This is a genomic window from Pseudomonas sp. (assembly GCF_050739775.1).
Lineage (GTDB): Bacteria > Pseudomonadota > Gammaproteobacteria > Pseudomonadales > Pseudomonadaceae > Aquipseudomonas.
In genome coordinates this window covers 19308-45383 of the sequence record NZ_JBOICA010000006.1, presented here as the reverse complement: position 1 = coordinate 45383, position 26076 = coordinate 19308, and the positions used below count along the sequence as shown (strand labels likewise).

29 protein-coding genes are annotated in these 26076 nt (G+C 62.1%); 19 read left to right on the top strand and 10 right to left on the bottom strand.

Annotated features, from left to right (window positions below):
• Nucleotides 1-26 precede the first annotated feature (26 nt).
• Together ACRESH_RS05025 and ACRESH_RS05020 are read right to left on the bottom strand one after the other, a co-directional pair.
• Complete coding sequence (locus ACRESH_RS05025) at nt 27-362, bottom strand: EscU/YscU/HrcU family type III secretion system export apparatus switch protein (protein WP_431740925.1); 336 nt, start codon at nt 360-362, stop codon at nt 27-29.
• Entirely contained in the window at nt 359-1927 is a 1569-nt protein-coding gene (locus ACRESH_RS05020) for a flagellar hook-length control protein FliK (protein ID WP_431740924.1), read from the bottom strand. The genes ACRESH_RS05025 and ACRESH_RS05020 overlap by 4 nt, the downstream gene beginning before the upstream one ends.
• A 163-nt stretch (nt 1928-2090) precedes the next feature.
• Between ACRESH_RS05020 and ccmA the strand changes: the two genes are divergently transcribed.
• The 12 genes from ccmA to ACRESH_RS04960 are packed head-to-tail and all read left to right on the top strand — an operon-like array spanning nt 2091 to nt 10871.
• Nucleotides 2091-2723: a cytochrome c biogenesis heme-transporting ATPase CcmA gene (ccmA, locus tag ACRESH_RS05015; protein WP_431740923.1), complete on the top strand. Its 633-nt coding sequence runs from the start codon at nt 2091-2093 to the stop codon at nt 2721-2723.
• Entirely contained in the window at nt 2720-3388 is a 669-nt protein-coding gene (gene ccmB, locus ACRESH_RS05010) for a heme exporter protein CcmB (RefSeq protein WP_431740922.1), read from the top strand. Before ccmA ends, ccmB begins: the two co-directional genes overlap by 4 nt.
• A gap of 43 nt (nt 3389-3431) precedes the next feature.
• Entirely contained in the window at nt 3432-4208 is a 777-nt protein-coding gene (locus tag ACRESH_RS05005) for a heme ABC transporter permease (protein WP_431740921.1), read from the top strand.
• Nucleotides 4205-4381: a heme exporter protein CcmD gene (ccmD, locus tag ACRESH_RS05000; RefSeq protein WP_107025212.1), complete on the top strand. Its 177-nt coding sequence runs from the start codon at nt 4205-4207 to the stop codon at nt 4379-4381. The genes ACRESH_RS05005 and ccmD overlap by 4 nt, the downstream gene beginning before the upstream one ends.
• Nucleotides 4378-4833: a cytochrome c maturation protein CcmE gene (gene ccmE / locus ACRESH_RS04995; RefSeq protein ID WP_431740920.1), complete on the top strand. Its 456-nt coding sequence runs from the start codon at nt 4378-4380 to the stop codon at nt 4831-4833. Before ccmD ends, ccmE begins: the two co-directional genes overlap by 4 nt.
• An 11-nt stretch (nt 4834-4844) precedes the next feature.
• Entirely contained in the window at nt 4845-6818 is a 1974-nt protein-coding gene (locus ACRESH_RS04990; protein WP_431741005.1) for a heme lyase CcmF/NrfE family subunit, read from the top strand.
• Complete coding sequence (locus ACRESH_RS04985; protein WP_431740919.1) at nt 6815-7351, top strand: DsbE family thiol:disulfide interchange protein; 537 nt, start codon at nt 6815-6817, stop codon at nt 7349-7351. The genes ACRESH_RS04990 and ACRESH_RS04985 overlap by 4 nt, the downstream gene beginning before the upstream one ends.
• Nucleotides 7348-7824 carry a cytochrome c-type biogenesis protein gene (locus tag ACRESH_RS04980; protein WP_431740918.1) on the top strand — a complete coding sequence of 159 codons (477 nt, stop codon included), beginning with the start codon at nt 7348-7350 and terminating at the stop codon, nt 7822-7824. The genes ACRESH_RS04985 and ACRESH_RS04980 overlap by 4 nt, the downstream gene beginning before the upstream one ends.
• Complete coding sequence (gene ccmI / locus ACRESH_RS04975) at nt 7817-9019, top strand: c-type cytochrome biogenesis protein CcmI (RefSeq protein ID WP_431740917.1); 1203 nt, start codon at nt 7817-7819, stop codon at nt 9017-9019. Before ACRESH_RS04980 ends, ccmI begins: the two co-directional genes overlap by 8 nt.
• A gap of 10 nt (nt 9020-9029) precedes the next feature.
• The gene (locus ACRESH_RS04970) at nt 9030-9446 is read left to right on the top strand and encodes a hypothetical protein (RefSeq protein ID WP_431740916.1); all 417 of its coding nucleotides are present in this window, start codon (nt 9030-9032) and stop codon (nt 9444-9446) included.
• Between the two features lie 47 nt (nt 9447-9493).
• Entirely contained in the window at nt 9494-10432 is a 939-nt protein-coding gene (locus tag ACRESH_RS04965) for a 2-hydroxyacid dehydrogenase (protein ID WP_431740915.1), read from the top strand.
• A 31-nt stretch (nt 10433-10463) separates the two neighbouring features.
• Complete coding sequence (locus ACRESH_RS04960) at nt 10464-10871, top strand: GFA family protein (RefSeq protein WP_431740914.1); 408 nt, start codon at nt 10464-10466, stop codon at nt 10869-10871.
• On the opposite strand, the gene ACRESH_RS04955 is transcribed toward ACRESH_RS04960, so the two are convergent.
• Entirely contained in the window at nt 10864-11757 is an 894-nt protein-coding gene (locus ACRESH_RS04955; protein WP_431740913.1) for a LysR substrate-binding domain-containing protein, read from the bottom strand. The genes ACRESH_RS04960 and ACRESH_RS04955 overlap by 8 nt on opposite strands.
• A gap of 154 nt (nt 11758-11911) precedes the next feature.
• On the opposite strand from ACRESH_RS04955, the gene ACRESH_RS04950 reads away from it, so the two are divergent.
• The 5 genes from ACRESH_RS04950 to ACRESH_RS04930 all read left to right on the top strand — a co-directional run bounded on the left by ACRESH_RS04950 (nt 11912) and on the right by ACRESH_RS04930 (nt 15404).
• The gene (locus ACRESH_RS04950; protein ID WP_431740912.1) at nt 11912-12100 is read left to right on the top strand and encodes a hypothetical protein; all 189 of its coding nucleotides are present in this window, start codon (nt 11912-11914) and stop codon (nt 12098-12100) included.
• Nucleotides 12082-12753: an EamA family transporter gene (locus ACRESH_RS04945; protein WP_431740911.1), complete on the top strand. Its 672-nt coding sequence runs from the start codon at nt 12082-12084 to the stop codon at nt 12751-12753. The genes ACRESH_RS04950 and ACRESH_RS04945 overlap by 19 nt, the downstream gene beginning before the upstream one ends.
• A gap of 46 nt (nt 12754-12799) precedes the next feature.
• Nucleotides 12800-13138 (top strand): FKBP-type peptidyl-prolyl cis-trans isomerase, encoded by a 339-nt coding sequence (locus ACRESH_RS04940; RefSeq protein WP_431740910.1) that lies wholly within the window; start codon nt 12800-12802, stop codon nt 13136-13138.
• A gap of 210 nt (nt 13139-13348) precedes the next feature.
• The gene (locus ACRESH_RS04935) at nt 13349-14011 is read left to right on the top strand and encodes a histidine phosphatase family protein (protein WP_431740909.1); all 663 of its coding nucleotides are present in this window, start codon (nt 13349-13351) and stop codon (nt 14009-14011) included.
• A 166-nt stretch (nt 14012-14177) separates the two neighbouring features.
• Nucleotides 14178-15404 carry a D-amino acid dehydrogenase gene (locus ACRESH_RS04930; protein ID WP_431740908.1) on the top strand — a complete coding sequence of 409 codons (1227 nt, stop codon included), beginning with the start codon at nt 14178-14180 and terminating at the stop codon, nt 15402-15404.
• Here ACRESH_RS04930 and ACRESH_RS04925 read toward each other — a convergent pair.
• Nucleotides 15387-15824: an Lrp/AsnC family transcriptional regulator gene (locus ACRESH_RS04925; RefSeq protein ID WP_431740907.1), complete on the bottom strand. Its 438-nt coding sequence runs from the start codon at nt 15822-15824 to the stop codon at nt 15387-15389. The genes ACRESH_RS04930 and ACRESH_RS04925 overlap by 18 nt on opposite strands.
• Before the next feature lie 130 nt (nt 15825-15954).
• Between ACRESH_RS04925 and ACRESH_RS04920 the strand changes: the two genes are divergently transcribed.
• A complete protein-coding gene (locus ACRESH_RS04920) occupies nt 15955-16860 on the top strand; it encodes a DMT family transporter (protein ID WP_431740906.1) in 906 nt (301 codons plus the stop codon).
• On the opposite strand, the gene ACRESH_RS04915 is transcribed toward ACRESH_RS04920, so the two are convergent.
• On the bottom strand, nt 16847-17539 hold the full coding sequence (locus tag ACRESH_RS04915) for an alpha/beta hydrolase (RefSeq protein ID WP_431740905.1): 693 nt from the start codon (nt 17537-17539) through the stop codon (nt 16847-16849). The genes ACRESH_RS04920 and ACRESH_RS04915 overlap by 14 nt on opposite strands.
• A 133-nt stretch (nt 17540-17672) precedes the next feature.
• On the opposite strand from ACRESH_RS04915, the gene ACRESH_RS04910 reads away from it, so the two are divergent.
• Nucleotides 17673-18593 (top strand): class I SAM-dependent methyltransferase, encoded by a 921-nt coding sequence (locus ACRESH_RS04910; RefSeq protein ID WP_431740904.1) that lies wholly within the window; start codon nt 17673-17675, stop codon nt 18591-18593.
• Between the two features lie 47 nt (nt 18594-18640).
• Here the strand turns inward: ACRESH_RS04910 and ACRESH_RS04905 are convergent, their stop codons facing one another.
• The 5 genes from ACRESH_RS04905 to ACRESH_RS04885 form a co-directional block, all read right to left on the bottom strand.
• Nucleotides 18641-20104 (bottom strand): PepSY domain-containing protein, encoded by a 1464-nt coding sequence (locus ACRESH_RS04905; protein ID WP_431740903.1) that lies wholly within the window; start codon nt 20102-20104, stop codon nt 18641-18643.
• 10 nt (nt 20105-20114) lie between these two features.
• Nucleotides 20115-22283 (bottom strand): TonB-dependent receptor, encoded by a 2169-nt coding sequence (locus tag ACRESH_RS04900; protein ID WP_431740902.1) that lies wholly within the window; start codon nt 22281-22283, stop codon nt 20115-20117.
• A gap of 95 nt (nt 22284-22378) precedes the next feature.
• Entirely contained in the window at nt 22379-22765 is a 387-nt protein-coding gene (locus tag ACRESH_RS04895; protein WP_431740901.1) for a DUF2946 domain-containing protein, read from the bottom strand.
• 43 nt (nt 22766-22808) lie between these two features.
• Complete coding sequence (locus ACRESH_RS04890; RefSeq protein WP_431740900.1) at nt 22809-24845, bottom strand: mechanosensitive ion channel family protein; 2037 nt, start codon at nt 24843-24845, stop codon at nt 22809-22811.
• Between the two features lie 177 nt (nt 24846-25022).
• Nucleotides 25023-26024 (bottom strand): sulfate ABC transporter substrate-binding protein, encoded by a 1002-nt coding sequence (locus ACRESH_RS04885; RefSeq protein ID WP_431740899.1) that lies wholly within the window; start codon nt 26022-26024, stop codon nt 25023-25025.
• Nucleotides 26025-26076: the final 52 nt, after the last annotated feature.

Below are 26076 nucleotides of genomic sequence, written 5' to 3'. Positions count from 1 at the left end.
CCGCTCCGACATTGCTTTGCGACTGATCAGTCTGCCCCGGACAGGCGCAGATTTAAGGGACTGATATCCCGTTCCTGCGGCCCTTCATCGGCAAATCCCACCGGTACCTTGCCCTTGAGCTGCCAGGCAAAGGCAATGATTTCGGCGATGGTCAGGTACAGCGCCTCGGGAATCCGGTCGCCCAGCTCCATGCGCGCCAGCAGGCGTACCAGTTCGGCATTCTCGTAGATCGGTACTTCGTGTTCGCGGGCGATGGCCAGGATCGCCTCGGCCAGTTCGTCATCGCCTTTGGCGCTCAGGGTCGGTGCCTGTTGGCCGTCATAGCTCAGGGCGATGGCCTGGCGTGGGTTCTTCTCGATCATGCAGTTTCATCCACCCAGCGTTGCTCCAGACGGGTACGCGGCCCTTGCGGCGGTGTACCGTGATGGCAGTACAGTTCCGTCACCTTAAGGCCACGCGCCAGCAAGCGTTCGCGCAAGTTGCCCAGCTGACTTTCGATCAACTGCGCGGTGCTCGGCAGTTCGGCCCACAGCTGGCTGGACAGGCTGCCCTGGCTGATCTGTGCCTGAACCTGCAGCGGCCCCAGTGGCTGCAGGTCGAAGGACAGTTCGATGCGCCAGAGCATTTCCAGCGGGTCGCGACGTTCGCGTTCCGGGTCGCTTTGCTGTTCCGGGGTTTCTTCGCGTTGCAGTTTGACTTGCAGGGGCAGGAAATCCTGGCCGCTGCGCAAGGGGATTTCCAGCTGCCAGGTAGTTTGCAGGTTGCCGTCGGCGGTGGTGCCAGTTTGCTCCAGGCTGGCCAGCTGATGGCTTTGCAGGCGGGAGATTGCCGCGGCGGCCAGGCGCAGAAGGTGTTCCAGGTCGCCTTCGCCGTCCTGGCTCTGCAGCAGCCGCGAGGGCAGGGGAAAGCCGCCAGGGTGCAGGCGCGGGCTGACCTGGCCGAGCATGCCCAGGGCATTGCGGACCATACCCGGCATCACCTGGGCCAGGGTGCTGGCAGCGGCGCCCGGGTTGAACTGAAGGTTACCGGGCAAACCCGGCAGCAATTGCGCTACCAGGCGCACCACCTGGGCCTTGAGGTCGGGCGCGAGATTGGCGGCCAAACCGGCGAGCAGCTTGGCCTCCAGGAACACACCGCTGTTGTTCAGGGCCTGGGCCAGGCCCTTGGGGTCGCTGAGCTGGCGCACGTCCGGCAGGCTGGCCAGCAACCTGTCCAGCGTGGCGCGCAGTTCGCTGGACGAGCTGTTGTCGTCGCGCAGTTGTTGCAGGGCACTGAGCAAGCCTTGCAGGGACGCCTGGCGACTCTGCTGGGTGCTCAACTGCTGGGCGATTGCCAATTGGTCCTGGCGCCCGCTCAGCGGCACGAAACTCAGCGATTGATCGCCCTGCACCCGGGCGCTGAGCAGGCTGCCCACCGGCAGTGGGCGAGGGCTGTCGATGGTCAGGGTGGCGCCTGCCTGAGGACCGCCGAGCAGGGTTACCAGCGAGCGGTACTGGGCGACTTGGCCGGTGGCTTGGGGCAACGCCTGATTGGTCAGGACCTTGCCTTGCAGCAGGGTACCGACGGGCATTTCCCGGGTATCGATGCGGGTCAGGCTGGCCACATTGCTAGCGATGGCCTGTTGCACGCTGATGGTCAGGTTCGAAGTACTGCTCTGGCTGACCGCCAGTTGGCTACCCTGGGCCAGCGGCTGGTTGCTGCTGGCCTGGACGTTGGTCTGCTTGCCGTTGTCCTGGGTCAGTTTGAGCAGCATCTGGAAGTCCTGGCCGACCTGGCGCAGCGCCAGTACCTCGGCTTTGGCGGTTTCGCCCGGGGCCAGCAAGGCTTGTTGCGGTTGCAGCAGGCGCAGCAGTTCGCCGGTCATCGCCGAACGTAGCTGGGGGGTGGCCGGAATCTGCGCGCCAAGGTGGTTAATTTCGCCTGTCATCAGCTGGCAACCTGTTGAAATAGCCCTCTTTGCAGTAGGACATCACATGTATAATGCCGCCCGATCTTTCGCGATCAACGCGGCCGGGCCGTATCTCCACTGCCAGTATAACGGCAGGGCCGGGACCGACTTGAGACAGGCATCCCAAGCATAAGGCGAAACTGTGACCCCTCATCTCCAAGCCTCGGGCCTGGCCTGCGAGCGCGACTGGCGAATGCTGTTCGAAAACCTCGAATTGCACCTGGCTGCTGGCGACATGCTACAGGTCAGTGGCCCCAACGGCAGCGGCAAGACCAGCTTGCTGCGTCTGCTGGCCGGCCTCATGAGCCCGACAGCCGGGCAGATTCGCCTCGACGGTAAACCGCTGGCCGAACAGCGCCACGAGCTGGCGAAGATTCTGCTCTGGATCGGTCATGCCGCCGGTATCAAAGACCTGCTCAGCCCTGAAGAGAACCTCGCCTGGCTGTGCGCCCTGCATCGACCGGCCGAACCTGAAGCGATCTGGACGGCCCTTGAAGCGGTCGGCCTGCGCGGTTTCGAAGATGTGCCCTGCCATACCTTGTCGGCTGGCCAGCAGCGCCGGGTGGCCCTGGCCCGCCTGTACCTGGACAGCCCGCCGTTGTGGATTCTCGATGAACCCTTTACCGCCCTCGACAAGCAGGGTGTGGCTCAGCTTGAGGCGCACCTGGCGGCCCATTGCGAGCAGGGCGGGATGGTCGTGCTGACCACCCACCACACGCTGGAGCGCAAGCCGTCCGGTTACCGTGAACTGAACCTGGGGCAGTGGGCCGCATGAGTGTCTTTGTCCTGTTGTTGCACCGTGAAGCGCGTCTGTTGTGCCGACGTCCGGCGGAGCTGGCCAACCCGCTGGTGTTCTTTGCCATTGTCATCGCCTTGTTCCCGCTGGCGGTCGGTCCCGAGACTCAATTGTTGCAAACCTTGTCTCCAGGGCTGGTCTGGGTAGCAGCCCTTTTATCGGTTTTGCTCTCGCTGGACGGGCTTTTCCGCAGTGATTTCGAGGATGGCTCACTCGAACAGTGGGTCCTTTCGTCGCACCCCCTGCCTCTTCTGGTGCTGGCAAAAGTACTGGCACACTGGGCCTTTTCCGGCCTGGCACTGGTATTGTTGGCACCCTTGCTGGCACTGATGCTAGGTTTGCCATCGGCCTGCCTGCCAGTGCTGCTGGCATCGTTGTTGCTCGGCACGCCGGTGCTGAGCCTGCTAGGTGCTGTGGGTGCGGCCCTGACAGTCGGTTTGAAACGTGGCGGCCTGCTGCTGGCGCTACTGATTTTGCCGTTATATATCCCGGTATTGATCCTGGGCAGTGGCGCCTTGCAGGCGGCATTGCAAGCTATGCCGGCGACCGGTTATCTGCTCTGGCTTGGTAGCCTGACCGCCCTGGCAGTAACTCTGGCACCCTTTGCAATAGCGGCTGGCCTGAAGATCAGCGTCGGCGAATAATGAGGTCTGGGCCCTGCCCAGCAAAGACCCTGGATGTACCGTGATGAAAAGCAGTGTAATCAGCTGGACGTGGTTTCATAAACTGGGTTCGCCCAAGTGGTTCTATGCCATCAGCGGGCGCATGCTGCCGTGGCTGACGGTTGCCGCGATCCTGTTGATCGGCATTGGCATGATCTGGGGGCTGGCCTTCGCGCCCCAGGATTATCAACAGGGCAACAGTTTTCGCATCATCTATATCCACGTACCGGCCGCCATGCTGGCGCAGTCCTGCTACGTGATGCTGGCCGTGGCCGGAGTGGTCGGGCTGGTATGGAAAATGAAAATCGCCGACGTTGCCCTGCAGTGTGCCGCGCCCATCGGCGCCTGGATGACCGCCGTGGCGCTGGTCACCGGCGCCATCTGGGGCAAGCCGACCTGGGGCAGTTGGTGGGTCTGGGATGCACGGCTGACGTCGATGCTTATCCTGCTTTTCCTGTACTTCGGTCTCATTGCCCTGGGCCAGGCCATCAGTAATCGTGAGAGCGCGGCCAAGGCCTGCGCGGTACTGGCGATTGTCGGTGTGATCAACATCCCGATCATCAAATACTCAGTAGAGTGGTGGAACACCCTGCACCAGGGCGCCACCTTCACCCTCACCGAGAAACCGGCAATGCCGGTTGAGATGTGGCTGCCGCTACTGCTGACGGTGCTGGGTTTCTACTGTTTCTTCGGCGCTGTGCTGTTGTTGCGCATGCGCCTTGAAGTGCTCAAGCGCGAGGCGCGCGCCAGTTGGGTCAGGGAGGAGGTATTGAACAGCCTGGGTCGGGAGATGGCACGATGAGTTTTGCCTCTTTCAGTGATTTTCTCGCCATGGGCCATCACGGCCTGTACGTCTGGTCGGCCTACGGCATCTGCCTGCTGGTGCTGGCTGTCAACGTTGCCTCGCCCGTGCTGGCCCGGCGCCGTTACCTGCAAGAAGAGGCGCGTCGTCTGCGCCGGGAGAACAACCAGTGAATCCGCAACGCAAGAAGCGCCTGTTCATCATCCTCGGCCTGCTGGCCGGGGTTGGCATCGCCGTGGGCCTGGCCTTGAGCGCCCTGCAGCAGAACATCAACCTGTTCTATACCCCGACCCAGATCGCCAACGGCGAAGCACCGCTCGATACCCGTATTCGCGCAGGCGGCATGGTTGAGAAGGGCTCGCTGCAGCGTTCGGGCGACTCGCTCGACGTGCGTTTTGTGGTGACCGACTTCAACAAGTCGGTACCGATCACCTACCGTGGCATCCTCCCTGACCTGTTCCGCGAAGGACAGGGCATCGTTGCCCTGGGCAAGCTCAATGCCGAGGGCGTGGTGGTGGCCGATGAAGTGCTGGCCAAGCACGACGAGAAGTATATGCCGCCAGAGGTGACCAAGGCCCTCCAGGAAAGCGGCCAGGCTGCCACTGACGCGGGAGTCAAGCCATGAACGCGGCGCTGATTATTCCTGAACTCGGCCAGCTGGCGATGATTCTGGCGATCTGTTTCGCCTGCGTGCAGGCCACGATCCCGTTGCTGGGTGCCTGGCGCGGCGACAGCTTGTGGATGAGCCTGGCCCGGCCCGCGGCCTGGGGCCAGTTCGCCTTCCTGGCCTTTGCCTTTGCCTGCCTGACCCACGCGTTCATGACCGACAATTTTTCGGTTGCGTATGTTGCCAGCAACTCCAACAGCGCCTTGCCCTGGTACTTCAAATTCAGTGCTGTGTGGGGCGCCCACGAAGGCTCGTTGCTGCTCTGGGCGATGATTCTCGGTGGCTGGACCTTTGCCGTGTCGATCTTTTCCCGCCAGTTGCCCCAGGTGATGCTGGCCCGGGTGCTGGCGGTGATGGGCATGATCAGCGTCGGCTTCCTGTCGTTTCTGATCGTCACCTCCAACCCGTTCCAGCGTTTGTTGCCGCAGGTGCCGACCGACGGTCGCGACCTCAACCCGCTGCTGCAGGACATCGGCCTGATTGTTCACCCGCCGATGTTGTACATGGGCTATGTCGGCTTCTCGGTGGCTTTTGCCTTCGCCATCGCCGCCTTGCTCGGCGGTCGTCTGGACGCCGCCTGGGCACGCTGGTCGCGGCCCTGGACCCTGGTCGCCTGGGCCTTTCTGGGCATCGGTATCACCCTCGGCTCCTGGTGGGCTTACTACGAACTGGGCTGGGGCGGCTGGTGGTTCTGGGACCCGGTGGAAAACGCCTCGTTCATGCCTTGGCTGGTGGGCACTGCGCTGATCCACTCGCTGGCGGTCACGGAAAAACGCGGGGTGTTCAAGAGCTGGACCGTGCTGCTGGCCATTGCGGCGTTCTCATTGAGCCTGCTCGGCACCTTTCTGGTCCGTTCCGGGGTGCTGACCTCTGTGCACGCTTTCGCCTCCGATCCGGAGCGTGGTGTGTTCATTCTGATCTTCTTGTTGTTTGTCGTGGGTGGCTCGCTGACCCTGTTTGCCCTGCGTGCACCCGTGGTCAAGAGCCAGGTCGGCTTTGCCCTGTGGTCGCGTGAAACACTGCTGCTGGCCAACAACATCGTGCTGGTGGTCGCCGCCTCGATGATTCTGCTCGGCACCCTGTACCCACTGATCCTCGATGCCCTCACCGGGGCCAAGCTGTCGGTCGGTCCGCCGTACTTCGATGCACTGTTCATCCCGCTGATGGCCTTGCTGATGGCGGTCATGGCCATCGGTATGCTGGTGCGCTGGAAAGACACGCCAAGCAAATGGCTGGTGAGCATGCTGACCCCGGTGCTGATCGCTAGTGCCGTGCTGGCGCCAGTCGGCGGCCTGCTGGTCGACGACTTCGATTGGCAGGTGCTTACCACCTTCGCCCTGGCCGCGTGGATTGTGCTGGCGGGTGTGCGCGACATCGTCGACAAGACCCGGCACAAGGGGCTGTTCAAGGGCTTGCGTGGCCTCAAACGTAGCTACTGGGGCATGCACCTCGCACACTTGGGGCTGGCGGTCTGTGCCCTGGGCGTGGTGCTGTCGAGCAACAACAGTGCCGAGCGCGATCTGCGTCTGGCGCCAGGCGAGTCGGTTGAGCTGGCCGGTTATCAGTTCATCTTCGAAGGCGCCAAGCACTTCGAAGGGCCGAACTTCACCTCCGACAAAGGCACCGTGCGGGTGGTCGAGGATGGCCGCGAAATCAGCGTGCTGCATCCGGAAAAACGCCTGTATACCGTGCAGCAGTCGATGATGACCGAGGCCGGTATCGACGCCGGTTTCACCCGCGACCTCTACGTCGCCCTCGGTGAGCCGCTGGACAACGGCGCCTGGGCCGTGCGCGTACACGTCAAACCTTTCGTGCGCTGGATCTGGCTGGGCGGTCTGCTGACTGGCCTGGGCGGCCTGCTGGCGGCCATGGATGGGCGTTATCGAGTCAAGGTCAAAGCCCGTGTGCGTGAAGTACTGGGTATGTCTGGAGCAACTGCATGAAGCGTTGGATCATGGTGCTGCCGCTGGCGGTGTTTCTGCTGGTGGCGGTGTTTCTTTACCGGGGCCTGTTCCTCGACCCCACCGAGTTGCCGTCGGCAATGATCGGCAAGCCGTTCCCGGCCTTCTCGCTCAAATCGGTGCAGGACGGCAAGACCCTGACCCAGGCCGACCTGATCGGCAAGCCTGCGCTGGTCAACGTCTGGGCCACCTGGTGCCCATCGTGCAAGGTCGAACACCCTTACCTCAACAAGCTTGCCGAGCAGGGCGTGGTCATCCATGGGGTCAATTACAAGGACGACAACACTGCGGCGCTTAAGTGGCTGGCCGAGTTCCATAACCCCTACCAGCTGGATATCCGCGACGAGCAGGGCAGTCTCGGCCTGGACCTGGGTGTATACGGTGCGCCGGAAACCTTCCTGATCGATGCCAAGGGCATCATCCGTTACAAGCACGTCGGTGTGGTCGACGCTACGGTCTGGCGTGAGCAACTGGCGCCGCTGTACCAGGGCCTGGTTGATGAGGGCAAACCATGAAGCGCTGGCTGGCAGCTGCTGTATTGGGTCTGGGCCTGGCCGGGGTGACCCAGGCGGCCATCGACACCTATCAGTTCGCCGATGACGCCGAACGTGAGCGCTATCACGACCTGACCAAGGAGCTGCGCTGCCCCAAGTGCCAGAACCAGGACATTGCCGACTCCAACGCACCGATTGCTGCCGACCTGCGCCGGGAGATCTTCCGCATGCTCGGCGAGGGCAAGAGCAATCAGCAGATCATCGACTTCATGGTCGATCGCTACGGTGATTTCGTGCGCTACAAGCCTGAGCTGTCGGCCCGCACCTGGTTGCTCTGGTTCGGCCCGGGTGTGTTGCTGGTGGGCGGTTTCGGCCTGCTGGCGCTGATCGTGCGCAAGCGTCGGGCGCAGAGCGCTGGTGGCCCTGTCGACCTTTCCCCCGAGGAGCGCGAGCGCCTCGCCAAATTGCTGGACAAAGAACAGAACCATGACTGATTTCTGGCTTGCTGCAGGCCTGCTGTTGCTGGTGGCCCTGAGCTTTTTGCTGATCCCGGTGTTGCGCGGCCGTCGTGCGCAACTGGAAGAAGACCGCACCGCACTGAACGTCGCCCTGTATCAGGAGCGGGTCGCGGAGCTGACCGCCCAGCAGGCCGCTGGCGTGCTCGACGAGGCGCAACTGGCCAAGGGCCGGGATGAGGCCGCCCGCGAGCTGTTGGCCGACACCGAAAACGCCGAACCCCAGCGCCTGGGGCGTCTGGGCAAGCCGCTGCCGTTGCTGGCCGCTGTGCTGGTGCCGTTGATAGGCTTGGGGCTGTACCTGCATTTTGGTGCCAGTGAGCAGGTCGAATTGACCCAGCAGTTCGCCAAGGCGCCGCAGTCGATGGAAGAGATGACCACGCGACTTGAGCGTGCCGTCGAGGCGCAACCGGATTCGGCCGAAGGCCTGTACTTCCTTGGCCGCGCTTATATGGCCCAGGAGCGGGCAGCCGATGCCGCCAAGGTCTTCGAGCGTGCGGCCACCCTGGCCGGTCGTCAGCCGGAGCTGCTCGGGCAATGGGCCCAGGCGCTGTACTTCGCCAACGACAAGCAGTGGACTGCGCAGTTGCAGGCACTCACCGACGAAGCGCTCAAGGCCGACCCTAATGAGGTCACCAGCCTTGGTTTGCTCGGTATCGCGGCATTCGAGAGCGAGCGCTACCAGCAAGCCATCGACTACTGGAATCGCCTGTTGGTGCAATTGCCTGAAGGCGACGCTTCGCGGGCAGCCTTGCAGGGTGGCATCGAACGCGCCCAGGACAAGCTCAAGGCTGGCGAAGGCAAGGTCGCCTCTGCGCCGGCAGTGGCTGCAGGTGCACGGCTCAAAGTGCGGGTCGAGCTTGCCGCAGCGCTCAAGGACAAGGTCAAGCCTGACGACACGGTGTTCATCTTCGCTCGCGCCAGTTCCGGGCCGCCGATGCCGTTGGCGGCCAAGCGGGTGACGGTGGCTCAGTTGCCGATTGAAGTAGAGCTCAGCGACAGCGATGCAATGATGCCGAGCATGAAACTGTCGAGCTTTGCCGAAGTCCAACTGGTTGCACGCGTCTCGCGCGCTGGCCAGCCGACCCAGGGTGAGTGGATCGGTCAAAGCATCCCGCTGGCCAGCAGCACTACCGCTGCACAGCACCTGACCATCGACAGCCCGGACCGGTAAGAGAATCACTATGAACAGCATCGCACGCCTGACCCTCCTTTCCCTGGCCGTAGGCCTGAGTGCGTGTACTGTTCATCAGCCCTCCGAACCGACGGCGCCACCGATCGAAACCTTGCCACCGGGGCCAAGTACCAAACCGGCTCCGCGCCCAAACACAGTGCCGAGCAAGCCGGCGGTAAGCACCCCGGCGCCCAAGCCGATGCCACGCACCTCTGCCAGCTTCGCGCCACCGCCCGGCGGCGCCAGCCACTGGGACCCGCGCATGGGCGTGTATGTGCTCGAAGGCCAGACCAACACCTTCTACCGGCAACGCACCTACTACCGTTGGAACAACGGCTGGAGCTGGTCGACCAACCTCAACGGGCCTTGGCAGGAAACTGACAGCAGCGGTGTGCCAGGCGGTCTGGGCCGGGCTTTCGCCCAGTAGTTCGAAGCCCGCATAATGCGCCCTCGCGAATAGCCCGGGAGCATGGCATGACACAGACGGTACTGGTGCTGGTAGAAACGGTCGACGACTACCTGCCGCTGTTGGAAAACCACGGCTTTCGCCTGATCCGCGCCCAGACTCCCGCCTTGCGCAGCGAGGCCATTGCTTGCCATGGCGGCGAGATCGATGCGGTGCTGACCCGTGGTCCGTTGGGCCTGGCAGCTGATGAAATCGCTACTTTGCCGGCCTTGAAAATCATCTGTGTGATCGGTGCCGGCTACGAGCAGGTCGACCTGGCGGCTGCGGCGGCGCGTGGCATCACCGTCACCAATGGCGCCGGTGCCAATGCCAATGCGGTGGCTGACCATGCCATGGCGCTGCTGCTGGCTGTGGTCCGTGACATTCCCCGCGCCGATGCCTCGACCCGTCGTGGCGCATGGAACCGGGTCATCAGCCCGTCGGTCAGCGGCAAGCGCCTGGGCATCCTAGGCCTTGGGGCTGTCGGCCTGGCTATCGCTAAACGCGCGGCGCTGGGGTTCGACATGCAGGTCAACTATCACAATCGCAACCCGCGCCCAGATGTGCCCTACCGTTATTGCGACAGCCCGCTGGCACTGGCACAGGCGTCGGACTTTCTGATCGTCGCCACACCCGGTGGTGCCAATACCCGTCAATTTATCGACACGCCGGTGCTCGAAGCGCTGGGTGCGGATGGTTTTCTGGTCAACATCGCCCGCGCCAGTGTGGTCAGCACCGTCGACATGGTGCAGGCGCTGCGTAGCGGCGTCATTGCCGGGGCGGCGCTGGATGTGTTCGATGATGAGCCGGTGGTGCCGGATGCCCTCAAGGCCTTGGGCAATGTGGTCCTGACGCCTCATGTGGCCGGACAGTCGCCAGACGCGGCACGCGATACCGTGCAACTGGTGCTGAAGAATCTGCAGGCATTCTTCGCCGGGGAGCCGGTGTTGACTCCGGTGCTAGACTGATCCTCTACCTTCCCCGCAAGGAGCCTTGACCATGTCCCTGAAAAAACACGGCAGTTGCCTGTGTGGCGCCGTCAAACTCAGCGTCAATCTGGAGAACGCCAGCGTTGACGCCTGCCATTGCAGCATGTGCCGCCAATGGGGCGGTGCACCTTTGTTTTCGGTGCACTGCTCGGAACCGGTAAAATTCACTGCCGGGCAACCGGTGTTCTATGACTCCTCCGAGTGGGCCCAGCGCGGGTTCTGTGGCACCTGCGGCACGCATCTGCTTTACCGCCTGAAAAACGGCAAATTCGATTCGGTATCGGTGGGTGTGCTGGAAGGCGATACCGACTGGGTCTTCGACCTGCAGGTGTATATCGACGAGAAGCCGAAGTACTACTGCTTTGCCAACGAGACGAAAACCATGACGGGCGCCGAAGTCGAAGCCCTGTTCAACTGAGCGCCAGCAACCAGGCCGCGAACACCTGCGCCGCCGGTGCGCAGGGGGCCTGCTTGTCGTGCACCAGATAGTCGGCTTGTCCGGTGTGCACGACAAACGCCGACACCTGGCGGATCGAACCCTGTTCAATTCTCTCGCGGGCCATGAACTCCCAGCCAAGCCCCACCCCCATCCCTTGCAGCACCGCTTCGAAGACCAGGTTGACCTGATTGAAGGTCAGCGCATCGGCGGGCGCCTGGTAACGCAGGCCCTGGTGGCTGAACCAGTCCTGCCAGTCCAGGCAGTTCCAGGCCGAGGCATCCAGTTGAATCAGTGGCAGGGTTTGCAGCATGTCCAGCGAGGTGATCGCGGGCAGGGTGTGTTTGGCGCTGGCAATGGGGTAGATGGTTTCGTCGAACAGCTTGTCGGCCTTGAGTGAACTCCAATGGCCGTGGCCATAGAGGATGCCAAAATCGTAGTTGGCGATATCGCTTTCACTGATCTCGTTACTGGCGTGAATATTCACGGTCAGTTCAGGGTGTTGCTCGCTAAAGCGCAACAGGCGCGGGAATAGCCAGTACTGGGCGACTGCATGGGTGCAGATGATGCTGACATTGCGGCTGCTGTGGCCCGCTTTCAGGCGCAGCACATTGGCCAACAGACTTTCCAGCATAGGCTCGACAATGGCGTTGAAGCCTTCCCCGGCTGACGTCAGGGCGATGCCCCGGGCGCGGCGCTCGAACAGCACGGCGCCAAGGTGTTGTTCAAGCAGCTTGATCTGCTTGCTCACAGCGCTTTGGGTCAGGTACAGGTCGCTGGCGGCACGGGTGAAACTGCCCGTGCGCACTACCGCCTCAAAGGCAATCAGGGTGTCCAGCGGGGGCAGGTGACGGCTGAAGCGACTCATGCTGAAGATCCGATTTTAGGAATGGCTGCATCATAGAATCGATACTTTCATGGTGAAAGCCATTCCTTAAGGGAATGGCTGCATGCCGAATGATCTTTTGTCCAGACCCTGGCCAAAGGGTAGCCTGCGCGCTTCTTTGAACAGGAGCAGGCAATTGAAACAGGGTGTGGCCTACGCCGGGGTAGCCGGGGCGATGTGGGGGTTGGTGTTGATGGTGCCGCAATTGTTGCCAGAGTTCAGTCCGGTGCTGCTCAGCTGTGCCCGTTTCGTGCTGTTCGGCGTGGTGACCCTGGTGCTGGCGCTGCCGATGCGCAGGGCCTTGGGGTGGCGCCGGCTTCGTTGATTGTCGGTGTCTTGCCGCTGACCATTACCCTCTATGGCCGTCATGACAGTGGCGGGGTGGCACTCAAGCAGCTGCTCGCGCCATTGCTGCTGATTCTCGCCGGCATGCTGTGCATCAACTTGCAGACCTTTGCCGTCGAACCGGGTGCGCTGGGCGACAAATTCGCTGGCGTGCTCTATGCCTTGGCAGCCCTGGCCTGCTGGACCTGGTATGCGGTTAACAACAGCCGCTACCTCAAGCAGTGCGGGCATTTTGATAGCCATCAGTGGTCGGTGCTGTGTGGCGTGATGACCGGCGTATTCAGCCTGGCGTTGGTGGCATTTATCGCGTTTTGGCAGCCAGCACAGCTGCAAGTGGAGGCGCCACCCGAGCGTTGGTGGCTGTTCTGGCTTTACAGCCTGGGCTGCGCGGTTTTCGGTTCGTGGCTGGCGGCGCTGCTTTGGAATGCCGCGTCCAAGCGCATGCCGCTGACCTTGAGTGGTCAACTGATTGTCTTCGAGACGCTGTTCGCCTTGCTCTATGCCTTCATCTGGCGGCAAAGCGGGCCGACCCTGCTGGAGGCTGCGGCGATCATCCTGGTAATCGGCGGTGTCTGCTGGTCGATGCGTCAGCACGGAACCCAGGCAACGCTTGCCAAACCCCTGCATTCTTGAGAAAAGGCTGCCTCGAAACACCTTTCCCGCTTCAACGAGGTCAAGCATGAGCAGCGAACTGCAAATCACCGATATCCAGCTGGGTGAAGGCAAGGAGGCGGTCAAGGGCGCGCTGATTACCACCCAGTACACCGGCTGGCTGGATGACGGCACTCAATTCGACTCCTCCTACGATCGCGGTAAACCGTTCCAGTGCGTGATTGGCACCGGCCGGGTCATCAAGGGCTGGGACCAGGGCCTGATGGGCATGAAGGTCGGTGGCAAGCGCAAGCTGGTCGTACCGTCCCACCTGGCCTATGGCGAGCGCAGCATGGGCGCGATAACCCCGCATTCGAACCTGACCTTCGAAATCGAGCTGCTGGAAGTCCTTACCCGCGATGAGTGACAAGCGCCTGTCTTAAATCGGCAACATCACGGCACTAAAGTCACACGTGCTCAGGGTTGAGCGCTCAGGGATCGAACCAAACGGAATTAACGCACTCTCAGTTAGCCCGCTCCACGGATGGAACGACAGACAGGGATCACCCGCGGCCTCGGCCGCGGTGTGTCACAGGCGGGTCAGCCTCATCCCTTTTTGCCGTGAAGAGCCCGCTCTATGAAGCTGTCGACCCTGTTCAAGCGCCACCGCCATGCCGTCTGTTCGCTGGCCCTGCTCGGTGGTGTCACGCTGCTGGCCGTGGAAGCCGTTGAAAGCCGCGCCGAGCCTGTGGACGGTACCCAGACCCTGGTGTTCCTGCGCCACGCCGAAAAACCTGGTGAAGGCCTGGGACAGCTCAACTGCCAAGGCCTGAATCGCGCCCTGGACCTGGCCACCTTGCTCCCGGAGAAGTTCGGCAAGGCTGACTACGTCTTCGCCGCCAACCCGTCTCGACAGGTTGAAGAAGGCAGCAAGGACGACGCCTACAGCTACATCCGCCCGTTGATGACCATCAGTCCCAGCGCTATCAAGCTTGGCCTGCCAGTGAACATCGACTTTGGCGCCAACGACACCGGCGAGCTGGCCGACGAACTGCTGCAGGACAAGTACCGCAATGCCACCGTCTACACCGCCTGGTCTCATGGTTACCTGCCCGAGCTGATCAATACCGTGGCCGGCAAGGCCCTGGGTGAGAAGCGGGTGATCACCGAGGACTGGGATGGTGGCGATTTTGACTCACTGTATGTCCTGACCCTGACCTGGCACGACGGCAAGGCCAGTCTGCTCAGCCGCAACTACAAGCAGGGCCTGGACAACGGCGAGCGCAGCTGTCCGAGCTGATTGACGACGCGCTCAAGGCGCGTGCAGTGCCGGGACTTTGGCGATCTGCTCATGCGCCCGCTGGCGGAACAGCTGCAACAGTTTGTAGCCGACCCATTTTTATTCATTGTCCTGCAGCTATCACCGGCCCTAGTCTGAAGGCCTGCGGATTTGTGGATGAAAGCACATGGCACAGCGGGTAACGATCATCGGTGGTGGTGTCATTGGTCTGGCAACGGCCTATGCGCTGGTGCGCGAAGGTTTCGCAGTCGACCTGATCGAGGCCCGTGACAGCCTTGCTGGCGGCACCAGCTTTGCCAATGGCGGCCAGTTGTCCTATCGCTATGTGTCACCGCTGGCCGATGCCGGGGTGCCGCTGCAGGCCCTGGGTTGGTTGCTGCGTAGCGACTCACCACTGAAACTGCGCCCACGCCTTGACCTGGCCCAGTGGCGTTGGTTGGTGGCGTTCATGGCTGCCTGCCGGACCTCGGTCAATCGCCGCAACGCGGCCCATCTTTTGCGTCTGGCCCTGCATAGCCAGGCTACCCTGGCGCATTGGCGCAACGAAGACTCGCTGGACGGTTTCGCCTGGCGGCGTAACGGCAAGCTGGTGACGTTCCGCAGTCCGGCCAGTTTCGCCCATGCCCGTACCCATCTGCTCGATCCACAGGGGCAGCAGGTGCTCGATGCAGCAGGCATCGCTGCCCTTGAGCCAGCCCTGGCTGAAGCACCCTTCATCGGTGGGGTGTATACCGCGGATGAAGAGGTCGCTGACTGCCATCGCTTCTGTCTAACCCTGGCTGAACGCTTGCAGGCATCGGGGCAGTGTCGCCTGCTGCTCGGCCAGAGCGTCAGCCGTATCCGCCATGCTGCTGGAGTCGTCCAGGCCCTGGAGCTGGGCGACCAGGTTGTTCCGGTGGCGCGTCTGGTGCTGTGTGCCGGACACCGTAGCGCCAGCCTCGGCCTGCCGGGTTTGCGAGTGCCGATCTATCCACTCAAGGGCTACAGCTTGAGCGCACCGATCAGAGCCGGTCAGCACGCCCCCGAGGTGAGTATCCCCGACTACGACCGCAAGATCGTCTATGCCCGTCTTGAAGATCAACTTCGCGTGGCAGCCATGGTCGATATCGTTGGCTTCGACGAAGCGCTGGACCCGCCGAGGCTGGCCAGCATGCGCCGACTGGCGGCGGCGACGTTGCCCCATGCCGCCGACTACGCACACGCCTTGGAGTGGGCCGGCATGCGCCCGGCAACGCCCACTGGCGTGCCCTTGCTGGGGGCAACGCACTACCGCAATCTCTGGCTCAACCTCGGGCATGGCGCCCTTGGTTTTACCCTGGCCTGTGGCAGTGGCGCGTTGCTGGCCGAAATGATCGCCGGCCGTGCACCGTCGTTCCTAGCCCATCGGCGGTAAGCGGCGCTTGACCGGTGTCTTTTTCACGATTGCAGTGTTGGTCTCGGCATGGCTGTTGAGCTTGTCCAGCACGGTGTCGAGCTGTTCCATCGAGCGCACATGCAAGCGCGCGATAAAGCAGTCGTCACCGGTGACCTTGTCGCACTCGGTGAACTCGGGGATCGCCATGATCTGCCGTTCCACTTCCTGCAATTGCCCCGGCAATGGCCGCACTCGCACGATCGCCTGCAATTGATAGCCAAAGCAGCGCGGATCAATTTCAACCGTGTAGCCCTTGAGCACACCCCGCTCTTCAAGGCGGCGCAGGCGTTCGCTGACACTGGGCGAGGACAAGCCGCTGAGCTGTGCCAGGGCCTTGAGCGAGCGGCGTGAGTCTGCCATCAGCGCCTTTATCAACAACTGGTCGATATCGTCGGTCATTGTGGCCTCGTTAGGCAGATTGTGAGATCTGCCTTGATAGTAAAGGTGTCTCTGCAGTTTAGCCTGTTTAATCCACTGGAGCGGCCTTCGCCGGGCTTGCATAATTTAGCCATCGTCAAGGAGGTGGGTGATGGACAGTTCAATACGCCGTGGTTCGCTGGAAATGGTCGCTGCGATGCTGATATCGGGGACCATCGGCTGGTTCGTGCTGGTGTCCGGGCAACCGGTGCTGGATGTGGTGTTCTGGCGCTGCGTGTTCGGCGCTGCAACCTTGCTGCTGATCTGCCTGGCCATGGGCTTTCTCAAACCCGGGATTCTGACCCTGACGACCTTCGCGCTGGCGGTGCTCAGCGGTGTGGCGATCGTCGGCAACTGGGTGTTGCTGTTCGCCTCCTATTCGCGGGCTTCGATTGCCATCGGTACGGCGGTGTACAACGTCCAGCCGTTCATGCTGGTCGGGCTGGCGGCGCTGTTTCTCGGTGAGAAGATCACGCTGCAGAAGCTGTTCTGGCTGGCGCTGTCGTTTGTCGGGATGCTGGCGATTGTCAGCGCCCACGGCAGCCAGGGCGGCAGCGGCAATGACTATCTAGTGGGGATCGGCCTGGCCCTGGGCGCGGCGTTCCTCTATGCCGTGGCGGCGTTGATCATCAAACGTCTGAGTGGGACGCCACCACACCTGATCGCGTTGATCCAGGTGTGCACCGGCATCCTGTTGCTGGCGCCCTGGGCCAATACCTCAGGCCTGCCCAGTGAGGCTGGTGCGCTGGCTTCGCTGGTCACCCTGGGGATCGTTCACACCGGAGTGATGTATGTGCTGTTGTACGGTGCGATCCAGAAACTGCCGACCGCGTTGACCGGGGCCTTGTCGTTCATTTACCCGATCGCGGCGATCTTTGTTGACTGGTTCGCCTTCGGCCACCGCCTGGAGCCGCTGCAGTGGCTGGGTGTGGCGGCGATCCTGCTGGCCGCCGCCGGTATGCAGCAAGGCTGGTGGTTCAAGCCCGCGGTCAAGGCCGCTGAGGTCAAGCCAGACTGAGCGCCGCACGGTGGATCAGGGCTGCCACCTCGGCAGCCCGGGAGGCCAGCGAGGCATGGCTGGCGTCCAGACGCAGCACTTCTCTTGGATTCATTCGCTTCGACATCATTTCCTGATTGGCCGGCGCGATCATCCGGTCATGGGTGGAGAGTTGGTACCAGGAGGGTTTGTATTTCCAGGCAGGATTGCTGATGGTGTCACCGAAGGTGCTGGCCAGCGGGGCCTTTTGGGTCACGCTCATGACCAGCCCTTCGTCCTTGCTCAGGTCCTGGCAGAAACTTTCATGGAGTTTGTCCGGTTTGATCCACAGGTAACCGTCCGCGTCAGGCTGCAAGTTGGGGGCGGCCTCAGGCACGTTCTGTGCGGTAATGCCACCCGGGCTTTCGCCATCGTCAGGGGCGAAGGCGGCGATGTAGACCAGGCCGGTGACATTGGGCTGATTGCCCATCTGGGTAATCACCGCTCCGCCATACGAGTGACCGACCAACAGTACCTTGCCAGGAATGGAGGCGACCATCTTGCGCGTGCGCTCGGCATCATCGGCCAGCGACGTCAGGGGCATTTCCACGGCGTGCAGGTCGCGGTAACCCAGGCGTGACAACTCAAGGATGACTTTGCTCCAGTGGGCGGCGCCGCCCCAGAAGCCATGGACCAGAACAATGCTAGGTTTTTCGCTCATGATGGTTGTCCAGCATATGAGGGTGGGATTGGCAGTGTAGATGCTCCTGGCGGTTTCTGGTGGAGTACCTGTTGCGCTACCGAGTGAGCCCGGTCAGGGTAGAATAGGCGGCTTTCCTGTATTGAATCTGCCCATGACTTCTGTGATCGACACCCTCCAGCAACACCTGCTTGTGGCCCTTGACCCGGCGCCGACCGAAACCCGTCGGCTGTTCCATGGTCGCGGGCGCTGCTGGCCTGGGCTTGAGCAGATCACTGTGGACTGGTTGCAGGGTGTGCTGCTGGTGTCGCTGTTTCGTGAACCACCGGCCGGTCAACTGCCGGAGCTGGAGAAGATGCTGTTGGTGCTGGCTGAGGCGCCGTGCTGGAGTGGGCAGGCCATTCTGATCCAGCATCGCTACCTGCCCGACAGCCCCGGACAGTGGCTGCTGGGCTCGCCGAGTGAGCACTGGCTGATTGATGAAGACGGTCTGCGTTATCAGCTTGATCTTGGTTTGAAGCAGAACACCGGGTTGTTCCTCGATATGCGCTACGGGCGGCGTTGGGTACGTGAGCAGGCGGTGGGCAAGCGCGTGCTCAATCTGTTTGCCTATACCTGTGGGTTCTCGGTGGCGGCGATTGCCGGCGGTGCCGAGCAGGTGGTCAATCTGGACATGGCCCGTTCGGCCCTGAGCCGTGGGCGGGATAACCACCGGCTCAATAGCCACGACCTGGGGCGGGTGAGTTTTCTCGGGCATGAGTTGTTCAAGTCTTGGGGCAAGGTACGTAAGTCAGGACCCTATGACCTGATCATCATCGACCCGCCGACCTTCCAGAAAGGCAGCTTTGTGCTGACCCAGGATTACCGCAAGATTCTGCGGCGCTTGCCGGAGTTGTTGAATGAAGGGGGGACGGTGCTGGCTTGTGTCAATGACCCGGCAATCGGGCCTGAATTTCTGATCGAGGGCATGGCCGAAGAGGCGCCGGGGTTGGCGTTTGTCGAGCGCCTGGCCAATCCGCCGGAGTTTCCCGATAACGATCCGGCGGGGGGGCTCAAGGCGCTGGTGTTCCGGTAGCTGCCTTATTCGCTGCGCTCTTGCTTTTGGTATGTGGGGTGCAACTGTTATTTGCGTAACCGCCGCCATCCCAACACCACACCACTGACGCTGAGTATCAGTCCTCCAGCGCTGAATGTGATCATCCAGACGTCCCACACCGGCCGCCGCTGCAACAATGGCAACCAGTCCCAACTGTGCAGCAATGCAAACAACCAACGCGAGGCCCGTTTTGGTTGATCCAGTACGCTCAGGATTTCACCGCTGTAGAGGTCCAGGTGCAGCCAGGTCTGTTGCCGGTCATCAAAGTGCACACGCAATACGGGTAAACGCTTTTCCAGATGGCCGAGCATGCTCTGTTCAGCACGGGCGTAGTAGTAGAAATCGTAGGTTTCCAGCTGTTCGCCGTGCATGCTTCCTTGCGGCAGAATCGCCTGGGCAGCACGCTCCAGCACTTCCTTCGGCAAGCGGTTGCGCACCTGTGCGTCGGTCATCGATAGCACACGGGTACGACCGCCGCCGTCATGGCCGATCAGGTAGCCTTCACCACCGATCAGGCGCCACTCCAACTTCCGGGCAACCAGACCTTCATCAGCAAAGCGCGAAAGCGCCTGTGCTGCGGAAATCGGGAAGGCCTGGGCCTGTAACGGCCCACCCTGGTACTTCGATGTATCCAGTGGCGTCGAGCTACTGAAGATTCGCCATGGATTCATCGACATCAAGCCACTGAAGATCCAGGTGATCGCCAGCACCCCGAACAACAAGCCGCCGATGTGGTGCCAGCGGGCAAAACCTCGATAGGGTGAGCGCGAGCCGCTGCGGTAGGGTGTGCGGATGCGCCAGCGCAACACGCCGATCACGGCCCCCAGTACGGCCATGACAGTGGCCGCCAGCGACAGGTAGATCACCAGGTTGCTCCACCACCCATCCACGCCGATGCCGCGTAGCGGGTACAGCCAGTGCAGCCAGGCACCGGCCAGGTTCCAGCCACGTTCCAGCGCGCTGGCATCGCGGACCACTTCGCCCGTTTGCCCCGAGATGTACAACAGGGTGCCGTCGGCATCGGCAAGCTGCACCCGTTGCAAGGGACGGTCGGCGTCCAGCGCGCGCGAGTGACTCCAGAGGTCTTCCTGCACCGCTCCCTGATAGCTCGGTGTTGCCAGCGGATCGTACTGGCGAGCAGCGGCCAGGGCTTGTTCACGGTCGGTGAAGCCCACGCGCAGTCCTGTGCGAGCATCCACCGCGACATTGCTGCGCCCCGGATAGCTGAACAGATAGCGCGGTTCACCCGCTACCGTGCTCAAGCGGATGCTTGCAGGGGGCCGCTGCGGATCGGCTGCGGCCAGAGCGACGGCCAGGTCGACGCAGCAGTCCTGCGGGCTGAGCACGGGCAGATGAGCCAGCTGCTCTCGGGGTGTCAGCTTGGGATAGCCAACGTAGAGCATGACCACACCCGAGAAAAACCACAGGGCCATGAACAGGCACAGCCCAATGCCCATCCAGCGATGCCACAGGTACAGGTAACGTTTCATCGTCGGCGTCCTAGAAGCGCGTCTGCACGGCCAACTCCAGGGTTCGTGGCGCGCCGAGGTAGAGCATGCTCGATGAGGTCCAGCGGGCATACACCTCGTCGGTCAGGTTGCGTACCCGGGCGGTGATCCGCGTGTCGTCATCAACCTTGAAGCCAACGAAGGCGCCGAAGATCGTGTAGGCCGGTGCATAGCGAGTGTTGGCCGCATCGGCATACACCGACGACACGTAGCGGCTGTCGGCACCCACCTGCCAGCTGGGGTCGATGTCGTAGGTCAGCCACAGGTTGGCCACCCGCTCAGGGATGTTGGTCGGCGTATTGCCCTTGCGCGATACGCTGGTGCCGCCGACGTTTTCGTTGAACTCGTCGTACTGGGCATCGACGTAGGCGAAGTTACCCTCGGCCAGCAGTTGTGGGGTGACATGCAGGGAGGCTGCCAGTTCGATGCCGCGTGACGATTGCTTGCCCACCGGCTGGGTGAGGCTGGGGTTGGCCGGGTCGGCGGTGGCCAGGTTCTTGCGCTCGATATGGTAGGCGGCGACGGTGGCGGCGCCGCGGCCTTCGAGGAAGCTGAACTTGCTGCCCACTTCGATCTGCTTGCCGGTGGTCAGGTCAAAGTCGCGCACCTGGGCGAAACTTGCCGTGGTGAGGATGCCGGCGGGCGGGTCGGCAGCGGTGCTGTATTGCACGTAGACGTTGGCCGCTGGCGTCAGTTCATAGACCAGGCCAACGCGCCCGGTGGTGGGTTCGTAGATACGCTTGAAGTCGCGCGGATTGTTGGCATCGACAGTGCGGTAGTTGTGTACCTGAAGGTCGATATGGTCGTGACGCAGGCCGGTCAGCAGCGACAGGCGATCGGTCAGTTGCAGGCGGTTTTCGAGGAAGGCCGCCCAGGTGTCGACGGTGTTCTGGCGGTTCTTCTGATAACCCGGGACCATGCCTTTGAGGTCATAGAAATTACCGGGTTCGAAGTGCGCCGGATCGACGTTGTCGAACACCCCGGTAACCGAGCGCGGATAGTTTGTCTGCACGTTATGGCTGTAGTCCAGGCCTGTCGACCACTGGCTGTTCATGCCGAACAACTGGCCCTGGTGCAGCAGTTCGATGCGGTTGCCGTTGAGCTCCTGGTCATGACGCTGCAACAGCGCATTGGAGCGCCTTACCCGGCTGTTGTCGGCGTTGTAGGCGTAAGTCTCGAGGTTTCGGAAGTTACGCTCGGTGTTGTAGTGGTAGAGGGTATTGCGCAGTGAAGTGTCTTCGTTGAAGCGGTACTCGGTGATCGAGCGCAGCCAGCGCACCCGTTGTTCGTAGCGACCGTCCTCGACGTTGTAGTTTTCGAAGCGCCGGCTCTCGTCGACCTTCATTTCACCGCCCAATGGGTTGAGTACCGGGCTGCCCCAATAGGGGCTGTCGACGCTCTCGTTCTGGTATTCCAGAGCCAGGGTGTGGGACAGCTGGTCGTTGATGTCGGTCAGCAGCGAGAAGGCCACACTCCAGGCGTCACGCTCCTCGCGGTCGACGTAGCCGTTGCTGCGGGTATGGCTGAAGTCCAGGCGTGCATAATTACGGATGCCATCACCCTCGTTGAGGGCATGGTTGAAGCCGAACGAAGTTTCGCTGCTGTCGTAGGAGCCGTACTTGATGCGTCCTTCGTTGAAGTTTTCGTCGCGACTGGCCAACTTGGTGATGTAGTTGATCGAACCACCCACGGCGCCCGCGCCGAACAGAAAGCTTGAGGGCCCGCCGATGGCTTCGACGCGGTCGTAGATCCAGCTGTCCACCGGACGTGCGGCGATGGAGTCGTACTGCACGCTGATGCCATTGAACAGTTGCGTGATCTGCGCACCCGAAAAGCCCCGGTAGGCCACTGAGCCTGCCGAGCCGGGTGGCGAGGCGGCGGTCATGCCCGGCACGCCTGTGAGCATGTCCTGGGTGGTCTGGGCGCCGCGTTGTTCGATTTGCTTGCGGTTGACGATGTTCACCGACGCGGGTGTTTCCCGTGGCGTCAGACCCAGACGGGAGCCGGTTTGCGAGGGCGTGTCGAGCAGCACGCCATCCTCGGTTTCTGCGCGACCGTTGATGCGCAGGTCCGGCAGGGTCAACGGTGCTTCCGCCGAGGCATTCAAGGACAACGCGCAGAGCAGCGCCGCGCAACCGGAAAAGCGATAGGAGTAAGGCATGAATTGAACTCTGGAAATTGAGCCAGCGGCCAGCGGCGCCTGTCGGACAGGTGCAGCAAAACCGGTTACAGGCAGCCGGGCAGGCTGCCATCAGATCAAGCCAGAAGTGGGGAGGCGCGAGGGTTGGCGGCGGGCCAGCAGTAGCGTGGTGGTGCCTTGCTGCGCAGTTCGCGGTGATAGCGCCGGGTGCGTGCAGCGGCCAGCAGCCAGCCGATGACCAGCGCCAGGCCCAGGCAGACCACGGCTGCAGCGCATACCGGACAGGTTTGCATGCTGTCCCAGCCGGAAACCGACTGGTCACTGAAATCACTTTTCAGTGTCGGCCCTGCGCTACCCATGGCCGAGCAATACGCACCGCCGACACCGTTGAGTTGCAGGCCCATCATCTGCCCGTGACCGATTCCGCAGGCGAACAGATTGAACAGGACACAGAAGTACAGGGTCCAGGCAATCAGCGGGCGGTTGGTGGGGGATGAGTTCATGGCCGCGACTTTATCACCGATGCCAGGGCGCTAGAAAGCCGAATCAGGCCTGCCCGTCACTCATGCGTGAGGGGGGTGGATTGTACTGGGCGAAACTGACGTCATCAGTCTGGTCCACGCGTTTTTTCAGACGCTCATTGAAGGCGCGGTTGACTGCGTACTGCCCGCCCGAGGTGGTGCGGAACTGGGCGGTGAGGGTGATGCCATTGAGGTTCATGCTGTCGACCCCGAACACCTGCAGCGGCCCTTGCAAACTGTGGCGCAGCATCGGGTCTTCACTGATCGAATGGCCGACTTCGCGGATCAATTTCAAGGCGCTGTCGACGTCGCTTTCATAGCTGAACTGCACCGAGAAAAAGGCATAGGCGAACTGTCTGGACTGGTTGGTAACCGCCTTGATCTGGCCGAATGGCACCGAATGCACGAAGCCTTTGCTGTCGCGCAGGCGCAAGGTGCGAATGGTCAGGCTTTCGACCGTGCCGGCGTGGCCGGAGTCGAGCACCACCCAGTCGCCAATGGCGATGGTGTCTTCGATGAGGATGAACAAGCCGGTGATCACGTCCTGCACCAGCTGCTGGGAGCCGAAGCCGATAGCCAGGCCGACCACCCCGGCGCCGGCCAGGAACGGCGAGACGTTGATCCCCAGGTTGGCCATGGTGGTGATAGTGCAGATCACCACCAGGATGATCTTGATCGCGTTGCGCAGCATTGGCAGGATGGTCCGCACCCGCGTGCTGGGCTGGCGTGTGGCGCGGCGCCCGACCGCGGGTTTGAGCGCCTCCTGGATGGCAGTGTCGATCACCACCCAGAGCAGCCAGGTGACCAGCAGGATAAGACCGATACTGCTCAACGAGTCGCTGATGGCGCGACCCAGGCTGTTGCGCATGGCGAAGTCGAGCACCGAGAAACCCCAGATGCGCCCGAGCAGTTCGATGAAGGCCACCGCCATGGCAATGCGCAGCAGTGCGTGGGCCAGATTACGCAGCAGTTCCTTGTAGGGGCGCAGGCGTTGCCTGGCAGCTGCTTGCTCTTGGTGTTTGAACATGTGCTGCAGCACGGTGCTGAGAAACACCGTACCGATCAGCAGGATCGAGGTCAGCAAAGCCTTTTGCAGGGCGCGCTGGCTCTCTTCACCAGCACCGATCAAGTGGATGGCCGAGACCAGGATCATCATCAGGATCGGCAGGAACCACAGTGCCGAGAAAATTCTCAGGGTTTCTTGTACCGCACGGTGCTGCAGGCGGTCGGGCAAGGCCCGGTTGCGGATCAGGTGCGCCACCGGGCGGCGTAGCTTGAGCACCAGCACGGCAAAGGCCAGTATCGCCAGCAAGCCAGTCAGGGCGGCAACGCTGCTGGTGATGTTGCCACCCAGGTGCCGGGCGATCTGCGGGCTGGTCAGGGCATCGCTCCAGGCGGCCAGAAAGCCGATCAGGAACAACGGCTGTGGCGCTACCTGGCGAATGATCCGCACCGCCGTGCGTTTGTGCCCAGTGTCGAACAGGGTGATCAGGCAGAGGATGATTGAGGTCGAGAAAATACCGCTGCTGGTGGCATAGGCCAGGCTCATGCCCAGGGCGCGACCTACCGAGAGCACAAGAAAAAGGCTGACGTAGAGGGTTACGATCAGGCTGATCACCGCCGGCAGGGTGTAGGTCAGCAGGTACTTGATGACCTGTCGTGGGCGTGGCAGGTCGCGCAGCAGGCGAGTGCGGTTGCAGGTGCGCGTCAGCAGGCGGCCAAGGTGGGTGAGCAGGGCAAAGGCCAGCAGCCAGGTGACGGTGAGCAGGACGAAGTCACGCCACAGCTCCCGCGGACTGAGGCCTGAATGTTGGGTGACCAGTTGATCGACTTCATCGGCCGCGCGATCGGCGCGCAGGCGCCAGTTATCGATCAGGTGGTTGTCGACATTCAGTTCCTGGCTGACATCGTCCAGGCCATCGGCAATGGCCCCAAGCAGGCCGCCTTGAACCACAGGCTCTGCGGGCTCTGCCGGTTTTGAGGTGGGCAGCAAGGGTGCGCCAATCGCCAGCTGGACGCTCAGCAGACAACCGAGCAGAAGGGCGGACAGGGATCGGGTCACTGGGTACTCCTTGAACCGTGGATGACCCAAAGGGTAGTCAATGAACGCGTGGGGTGGGGAATCGACTGGCTGAAGTAGTGGGAGCGGATTCATCCGCGAAGGACTACGCAGTAGTCCCGTCTTTTAGGGCCGCTGTGCGGCCCTTCGCGGATGAATCTCCCACAGGGTTAAGCTGGCTTACTGCCCGGTATAGATCTGGTCGAACACACCACCATCGTTGAAGTGGGTCTTCTGCACGGTGCGCCAGTCACCGAAGGTTTTTTCCACCGAGAGGAAGTCGACTTTAGGGAAGTGGTCGGTGTACTTGGCCAGCACCGCCGGATCACGCGGGCGCAGGTAGTTGTTAGCGGCAATTTCCTGGGCCTCTGGCGACCACAGGTATTTCAGGTACGCCTCGGCAGTGGCGCGGCTGCCTTTCTTGTCCACTACCTTGTCGACCACGGTCACCGGTGGCTCGGCTTCGGCGGAGACGCTTGGGTAGATGACTTCGAACTGATCGCGACCGAACTCGCGGGCGATCATTTCGGCTTCGTTCTCGAAGGTCACCAGCACGTCGCCAATCTGGTTGGTCATGAAGGTGGTGGTGGCGGCACGGCCACCGGTATCGAGCACCGGCGCCTGCTTGAACAGCTTGCCGACAAATTCCTTGGCCTTGTTCTCGTCACCGCCATTCTTCAGGACATAGCCCCAGGCCGAGAGGTAGGTGTAGCGGCCGTTGCCGGAGGTTTTCGGGTTGGGGACGATGACCTGGACGCCATCCTTGAGCAGGTCCGGCCAGTCTTTGAGGGCCTTGGGGTTGTCCTTGCGGACGATGAACACAGTGGCCGAGGTGAATGGCGCACTATTGTTTGGCAGACGGGTGACCCAGTTTTCCGGCACCAGCTTGCCATTGTCGGCCAGGGCATTGATGTCGGTGGCCATGTTCATGGTGATGACGTCTGCCGGCAGACCATCGATCACCGAGCGCGCCTGTTTGCTCGAACCACCGAAGGACATCTGCACAGTGATTTTCTCTTTGTGCTCAGCTTCCCAGTGCTTCTGGAAGGCGGTGTTGTAGTCCTTGTAGAAGTCGCGCATCACGTCATACGAGACGTTCAGCAAAGGAGCTGGCGCGGCTTGGGCCAGGGAGCCCAGGGCGAGGCCGGCGGCCAGAAGCGAGGCACTGAAGAGTTTTTTCACTGCGCATTCCTTGTTCGAGTTAGCGTTAAAGGCATTATGCCAGCGACTATAG